Source organism: Bordetella petrii, assembly GCF_020991325.1.
Classification (GTDB): Bacteria; Pseudomonadota; Gammaproteobacteria; order Burkholderiales; family Burkholderiaceae_B; genus Bordetella_A; species Bordetella_A petrii_E.
On record NZ_JAJMLX010000242.1, the window covers coordinates 1 to 7,123 of the forward strand.

Here is a 7,123-nt window from a genome sequence, read left to right on the forward strand (position 1 = left end):
ACCAGGCGAGGGGCGTCGGGCAGAGAGGAAAGCGAGTCGGACTGGATGGCCATGATGGGAACGGGACTGGCTGCGGGCACCTCGACGGGAAAAGCCGATTCGGTAAGCATGTCTTCGGGCAATGCCAGCACCACCGGTCCAGGCCGTCCGGATTGCGCCACCGCATAGGCCCGCGCCATGAATTCCGGCACGCGGGCGGTGACATCGATCTGCGCAACCCATTTGACGAAGGGGCCGAACATGCGCCGGTAATCGATTTCCTGGAAGGCTTCGCGTTCGATCATGTCCCGGCCCACCTGGCCCACCAGCAGGATCATGGGGGTCGAGTCCTGGAAGGCGGTGTGCACGCCTATGCTGGCGTTGGTGGCGCCCGGGCCGCGCGTCACCATGCATATGCCGGGCCTGCCGGTCAGCTTGCCCTGGGCCTCGGCCATGAAGGCGGCGGCGCCTTCATGGCGGCAGGCAACGACGCGTATGGCGGGTTGCTGCGCATACAGCGCGTCCAGCACGTCAAGGTAGCTTTCGCCAGGAACGCAGAATACAGTGTCGGTGCCCTGGGCCAGCAGGGCGTCGACGATCAGTTGCCCGCCGGTGCGGAGCTGGGAATGGTCGCCCATTTTTCGCCTGTTCCGGGTTCAGTCGACCGATGCGCCGGATGCCTGCACCAGCGTGTGCCAGCGTTCCACCTCCTGGGCCACGTATTGCTGGAATGCCGGATACCCATCGCCCACGGGGTCGGCGCCCAGGCTCTTGAGCTTGGCCTGTACGGCCGGGGCGGCGACACTTGCGGTAATGGCCGTGGACAGCCGTTCCACGCGGTCGGGCGGCGTGCCCGCGCGCACGAACAATCCAAACCAGGAACGCGCGGCCATCTCGGGAAATGGCGTTTCCGAGAACGCGGGCACGTCCGGCAAGGCCGCGTGCCGCTGCTGGCCGGTGACCGCGATCGGTTTCAGGCGGCCGCCCTGGACCTGCGACAGCACTTCGGGCAAGTTGGCGAACATGAACTGCACTTGTCCGCCTATCAGGTCATTGATGGCGGGGGCTCCGCCCTTGTACGGCACGTGGGTGGCCTGGCCGCCCGACAATGCGTTGAACTGCGCGCCGGCCAGGTGCGCCGCGGTGCCCGTGCCGCCCGAGGCATAAGCCAGTTTGTTGCCCTGGCTGCGTACGTAGGCCGACAGTTCGGCAGCGGTGCCGGCGGGCACGCCCGGGTTCACGACCAACAGCAGCGGCACCGACGCCAGGTTGGACAAGCCCGTCAGGTCCTTGGTCAGGCTGTAGTCCAGGTTGCGGTACAGCGTGGCATTGATGGCGTGGCTGGAGGTGGCCATCAGCAAGGTGTAGCCGTCCGCGTCGGCGCGGGCGGCCGCGCTGGCTCCAATATTGCCGTTGGCGCCCGCGCGATTTTCCACGATGACAGGCTGGCCCAGCTTGCCGGCCATTTCCTGGGCCACGGTGCGGGCAATCACGTCGGTGGCTCCGCCCGCGGCGAATGGCACGATGATGCGCACAGGGTGGTCTGGAAAAGCGGCCGCGGCCGCGCCGCAGCACAACGCCAGGGCGGCGCCCAGCAAGGGGCGCAGCAAGCGTCCGTACGTGTTGTCCATGATGTCTCCGTCTTTGCCCGGCCATGCGAGGCTGGCCGTGTCGTGGGTTGCAGGGCCGGCACCGCAAGGCGTTACCGATCCTGGACCACACTGTACGCAGGGGAGCCGCGCGCGCGTTAGGACGGATCAGTGCTTGAATTGCACTTTTCCGCGGGGCCCTAGTCCCGCAGGCTGAGGAAGTTCCTGCGGAACTCGCCAGGCGTCAGCGACGTATGCTTCTTGAAGAAGCGGGTGAAGTAGGCGGGGTCTTCGAAGTTCAGCTGGAAAGCGATTTCCGCAATGCCGCCTTCGGTATTGCTGAGCAGGCGCTTGGCCTCGAGCACGAGGCGGTCCTGGATCATCTGGCCGGCGGTTCGCCCCATGGTGCGCTTGACGGCTTCATTGAGTTGCCGCTCGCTGACGAACAAGGCGTCGGCGTATTCGCGGATGCTGCCGAAGGACAGGTAGCGTTCTTCGATCAGCAAGGTGAACCGCTTGACCAGCGGGTAGCTGGGGCCGGCCGTCAGGGTGCGTTCGTCCACCGGATACAGCCGGCGCAATTGCGTCAGCAAGATCAGCAGATACGATCGCACGATGTCGTAGCGGCCGACCTGGCGCGCCTGGATCTCCTGTTCCATGTGCTGCAGCAGCGGCAGCATGCTGTCATGCTGGTCGGGGCTGAGATACAGCACCGGGTTGCCGCTGGTGGGATGAAAGAAGGGAAACTTGGCGATGTCGTCGGCGCGCGGAAACATGTGGGTAAAGAACGCCGTGCTGATGTTCATCACATAGCCCTGGGGCGCAATGGATGAGCTCCAGGCGTGCAGTTGGCCGGGCGCCAGGAAGAACACCGACCGGTCGCGCACCTCCAGGTGCTGGAAGTCCAGCATGTGTGAACCTTGGGCGCGCGTCATCCACAGGATGTGATAGTAGGCATGCCGGTGGGGGAACCCGCGGGGTATTTCCGGCCGGCTCTGCAACTTGACCAGGTCGAAATAAAACGACCCCTCGCCCGCGAAATCCGTGGATTCGAAGGTAGGGAAATCGCCCGTGGCGGGCATGGATTCCGCGTCGGCTGCCGGCGCCGGGTTCATCTCGGGATAGTCTCGGAGTTATGGTGGCTTGTGTCCCGGCGAAAACTTTACCATCGCCGTGTAATTGATATTGATATTTATTATTGTTTGTGTCAAAATCAGTCCTGCTATCAGGTCTCAGAGCGGCCTTAGCAGAGTCTTGAAGTTAATTTCCCCGGTCTGGTCCGGGGTTTTTTTCGCCCATTGCCTACCGGGCGACGAGTTGAACGCATCCCGCCCGCGGGGCTAAGCTGAATGCTGGCTATCGAAAGCGGCGCCCCGGCGATGCGCATTGAACCGCATTGCGACCTGCGCGCCGCGAAGGAGAGCAGCATGCGGCATGCGGTGGATTTATCCGGACGCGTCGCCATCGTCACGGGCGCCAATTCGGGCATCGGGCGGGGCATCGCCAGGGAACTGGCTGCGTCGGGCGCCCGGGTGGTGGTCAACCATCGGCCCAACGAAGATTCGGCGCGGCGCGGCGCCGAGGTCGTGCAGGAAATCATCCAGGCAGGTGGCACGGCGGTGCCGGTGGCCGCGGACATCAGCCGCGAGAATGACGTGGAGCAGCTGTTCCGCGCGGCGCAGGATCATTTCCAGGGGTTGGATATCCTGGTCAACAATGCCGGCATCGAACAGCCGGCGGCCGTGCAGGACATGACGCTGGCGCAATGGCAGAAGGTCATCGACGTCAATCTGACGGGCCAGTTCCTGTGTGCGCGCGCAGCGGTGCGGGCGTTTCTGGGCCGCCCGCCCGACCCGTCGGCGGACGCGGCGGGCACGATCATTTTCATCAGTTCGGTGCACGAAGTGATTCCCTGGGCCTTCCAGGCCAATTACGCGGCCTCCAAGGGCGGGGTGTCGCTGCTGATGCAATCGCTGGCGCAGGAACTGGCGCCCATGAAGATACGCGTGAATTCGGTGGCGCCGGGGGCGATACGCACGCCCATCAATGCACCGGCCTGGAACACCGATGAAGCCATGGCCGCGCTGCTGAAGCTGATTCCGTACGGACGCATTGGCGAGCCCGAGGACGTGGCGCGCGCGGTAGCCTGGCTGGCCAGCGACGCATCGGACTACGTCACGGGGCATACGCTGTTCATCGACGGGGGCATGACCCTGTACCCCGGCTTTCGTGGCGCGGGTTGAGCGCCATGGCAAAACCCATAGAAGATTACGGCCTGATCGGAAACATGCTGTCGGCGGCCCTGGTGGCGCGCGATGGCTCGATCGACTGGCTGTGCCTGCCCCATTTCGATTCGCCCGCCTGCTTCGCCGCCTTGCTGGGCGATGAATCGCACGGACGCTGGCTGCTGGCGCCCCGGCAGCCGGCCGAGCCGGCCCGGCGCCGTTACCTGCCCGATACGGCCGTGCTGGAAACGCGCCACGAAACCGCCACCGGCGCGGTGCGCGTGTACGATTTCATGCCGCTGAGCGACGACGAAGAGCGCGTGGACGTGGTCCGCATCGTGCGCGGCGAATCCGGCCATGTGGACATGCAGATGGAGCTGACGCTGCGCTTCAACTACGGCCAGGCCGTGCCCTGGGTGCGGCGCCGCGACTACGGCTTGAGCGCCATTGCCGGCCCTGACGCGGTCGAACTGCACACGGCGGTGAACCTGGAAGGCCGCGATATGAAAAGCGTGGCCGAATTCACGGTGCGGGAAGGTCAGACCGTGCCTTTCACATTGTCGTACCACCGTTCGCACAAGACCCCGCATTTTGTGCCCGACCGCATGGAAAGCATGGACCGCACCATTGCGTGGTGGCACGAATGGGCCAAGCGCTGCCGCTGGGAAAACGGCGACGCGCGGCGGCGCGATGCGGTGGTGCGCTCGCTGATCACGCTGAAACTGCTGACCTTCCAGCCCACGGGCGGCATCGTGGCGGCCCCCACCACATCGCTGCCCGAGGAACTGGGCGGCAGCCGCAATTGGGATTACCGCCACTGCTGGCTGCGCGATTCGGCCCTGACCCTGTACGCCTTGCTGAACGCGGGCTACCGCGAAGAGGCCGAGTCGTGGCGCCAATGGTTGTTGCGGGCGGCGGCGGGCCACCCCAACCAGTTGCAGATCATGTACGGCATCGCCGGGGAACGGTGGCTGCCCGAGCACGAGATTCCGTGGCTGCCGGGCTACGAGAACAGCCCGCCCGTGCGCATTGGCAATGGCGCGGCGGGACAGATGCAGCTGGACGTGTATGGCGAACTGATCGAGACCCTGCACGCGGCGCGGGTGGCGGAACTGGCGCCGCTGGCCGAGGCCTGGCGCATGCAGAAGGTATTGCTCAAGCCCCTGGAAAAACTGTGGCGCGAGCCGGATCACGGCATTTGGGAGATGCGCGGGCCGCGCCGGGTGTTCACACATTCGCGCCTGATGTGCTGGGTGGCGCTGGACCGCAGCATCAAGTCGTGCGAACGCTTCGGGCTGGAAGGGCCGGTGGAGCGCTGGCGCGCGCTGGCGGAAGAGATCCGCCATGACATTTGCACGAACGGCTACGATGCCGGGCGCAACACTTTTGTGCAGTACTACGGTGGCACGGCGCTGGATGCCAGCTTGCTGCTTATCCCGCAGGTGGGCTTCCTGCCGCCCGACGACCCGCGGGTGGCGGGCACTGTGCGGGCGATCGAACGCGAACTGCTGCGCGACGGCCTGCTGCTGCGCTATTCCACCACCCACAGCGACGACGGGCTGCCGGGCGGCGAAGGCGTGTTCCTGGTGTGCAGCTTCTGGCTGGCCGATGCCTACATCATGCAGGGACGCCTGGACGATGCCACGCAGTTGTTCGACCACCTGCTATCGCTGCGCAACGACCTGGGCCTGCTGGCGGAAGAGTACGACGTGGTGCGCAAGCGCCTGGTGGGCAATTTCCCGCAGGGCTTTTCGCATATCGGGCTGGTCAACACAGCCTATAACCTGAGTGCTGCCGGCGGCACGGCGCGCCAGCGCCCGTCGCGCGACGCGCCGCACGACTGAGCGCCGGCGCGGGGCGCGTCATTGGGGCTGGATGTTCGCGGCCTCGACGATGTCGCGCCACTTCCGGCCTTCGGATTCGGTGAAGCGCGCAAACACTTGCGGATCGGACCCCACCGGCTTGGCGCCCAGGCTGGCGTACTGGCTGACCAGGTTGGGCTGCTTCAGCGCGCGCGCCGCATGTTCGGACAGCTTGGCCACGATGTCCGGCGGCGTGCCGGCCGGGGCCCACAAGCCATACCAGGTGCTGATGTCGAAGCCAGGAAAACCGGATTCGGCCATGGTGGGCACCTGGGCCAGCTCATCCACGCGCTGCGCGGTGGTGACGGCCACGGCGCGCAGCTTGCCCGATTTAATGAATGGCATGGCCGAGGGCATGGAGTCGAACATCAACTGTATCTGCCCGCCCACCAAGTCTGTCAGCGCGGGGGCGCTGCCCTTGTACGGCACATGCTGCATCGACAGGCCGCTGCGCACCTTGAACGATTCGCCCGCCAGCTGTTGCGCCGAGGCGGTGCCGGCCGACCCGAAGTTCAGGGGCCGGGTCTTGCCCAGCTTGACCAGGTCGTCCACGCTGCGCACGCTGGAGGTTTCGGGCACCACCAGCACCAGCGGCACGTCGGCCAGCTGCGTGATGGGCGCGAAGTCCTTGAACGAGTCGTAGCGCATCGACTTGTACAGGTAGGGATTGATGACGTGCAGCGAGGCGTTGGCCAGGAAGGTATAGCCATCGGGCTTGGCGCGCGCGACCAGGTCGGCGCCTATCATGCCGCTGGCGCCGGGCTTGTTTTCCACCACCACGCTCTGGCCTATGGTCTTGGACATCTCGGCCGCCACCAGGCGCGAGACGGTGTCCGTGGGGCCGCCGGGCGGGTACGGCACCACCATGGTGATGGGACGCGACGGGAAATCGCTGGCGGCGTGCGAGGCCAATGGCGCAAGCGCCAGGCCGGCCGTAAACAGGGCGGCCGCGGCGCGGCGTGCGGCAAGCGGCCGGCGGCCGCGCAAGGAATGAAGCTGGGCAAGCATGGGGTGTCTCCTATGTTATTTTGAGCGCCACCTTTCCTATGACGCGCCGGCTTTCCAGCGCGGCCAGGGCCGTGGCAAGTTCGGCGGCGGGGTATACCGCCGTGACAGCAGGCCGGATCCGCCGGTGGCGGGCCCAGTCCAGCATGGTTTGCATGGCGCGCTGCAGCGCCGGGGCGTGCACGGCGCGCTCGTCGGCCGGCGTCCAGCCCAGGTAGCGGCCATAGAAGAAGCCATGCAGGGTAATGTTCTTCACCAGCAGCAGGTTCAGCGGCACGTCCGGCACCTGGCCGCTGGCGAATCCAATCGACAGCATGCGGGCGTTGGCGGCGGCGGCGCGCACGCTGCGTTCGAAGGCCGCGCCTCCCACTGCGTCGAAAACAATATCGGCGCCGGCGCCGCCGCTTGCCGCCTTGACCTGCGCGGCCAGGTCTTCGCCGGCGGCCAGTGCGTGCACGGCGCC

Annotated in this window: 7 protein-coding genes; 2 read left to right on the forward strand and 5 right to left on the reverse strand. The window is 66.2% G+C overall.

Going from position 1 to position 7,123, the window contains the following annotated elements:
* From LPZ50_RS19470 to LPZ50_RS19480, 3 genes are all read right to left on the reverse strand, one after another.
* On the reverse strand, positions 1 to 617 hold a 617-nt coding region (locus LPZ50_RS19470; protein WP_268903493.1), incomplete at its 3' end, for a thiamine pyrophosphate-binding protein.
* Positions 618 to 635: 18 nt separating this feature from the next.
* The gene (locus LPZ50_RS19475; RefSeq protein WP_230663934.1) at positions 636 to 1,610 is read right to left on the reverse strand and encodes a tripartite tricarboxylate transporter substrate binding protein; all 975 of its coding nucleotides are present in this window, start codon (positions 1,608 to 1,610) and stop codon (positions 636 to 638) included.
* A 158-nt stretch (positions 1,611 to 1,768) separates the two neighbouring features.
* Complete coding sequence (locus tag LPZ50_RS19480; RefSeq protein ID WP_230663937.1) at positions 1,769 to 2,683, reverse strand: helix-turn-helix domain-containing protein; 915 nt, start codon at positions 2,681 to 2,683, stop codon at positions 1,769 to 1,771.
* Between the two features lie 312 nt (positions 2,684 to 2,995).
* Here LPZ50_RS19480 and LPZ50_RS19485 point away from each other — a divergent pair, with 312 nt between their 5' ends.
* Complete coding sequence (locus tag LPZ50_RS19485) at positions 2,996 to 3,811, forward strand: glucose 1-dehydrogenase (RefSeq protein ID WP_230663949.1); 816 nt, start codon at positions 2,996 to 2,998, stop codon at positions 3,809 to 3,811.
* A gap of 5 nt (positions 3,812 to 3,816) precedes the next feature.
* Complete coding sequence (locus LPZ50_RS19490) at positions 3,817 to 5,637, forward strand: glycoside hydrolase family 15 protein (RefSeq protein WP_230663940.1); 1,821 nt, start codon at positions 3,817 to 3,819, stop codon at positions 5,635 to 5,637.
* A gap of 18 nt (positions 5,638 to 5,655) precedes the next feature.
* Here the strand turns inward: LPZ50_RS19490 and LPZ50_RS19495 are convergent, their stop codons facing one another.
* Both LPZ50_RS19495 and LPZ50_RS19500 read right to left on the reverse strand, forming a co-directional pair.
* Positions 5,656 to 6,663 carry a Bug family tripartite tricarboxylate transporter substrate binding protein gene (locus tag LPZ50_RS19495; protein ID WP_230663943.1) on the reverse strand — a complete coding sequence of 336 codons (1,008 nt, stop codon included), beginning with the start codon at positions 6,661 to 6,663 and terminating at the stop codon, positions 5,656 to 5,658.
* Positions 6,664 to 6,673: 10 nt separating this feature from the next.
* Positions 6,674 to 7,123, reverse strand: a 450-nt coding sequence (locus LPZ50_RS19500; RefSeq protein WP_230663946.1) for a zinc-binding dehydrogenase, incomplete at its 5' end; no start/stop codon positions are given.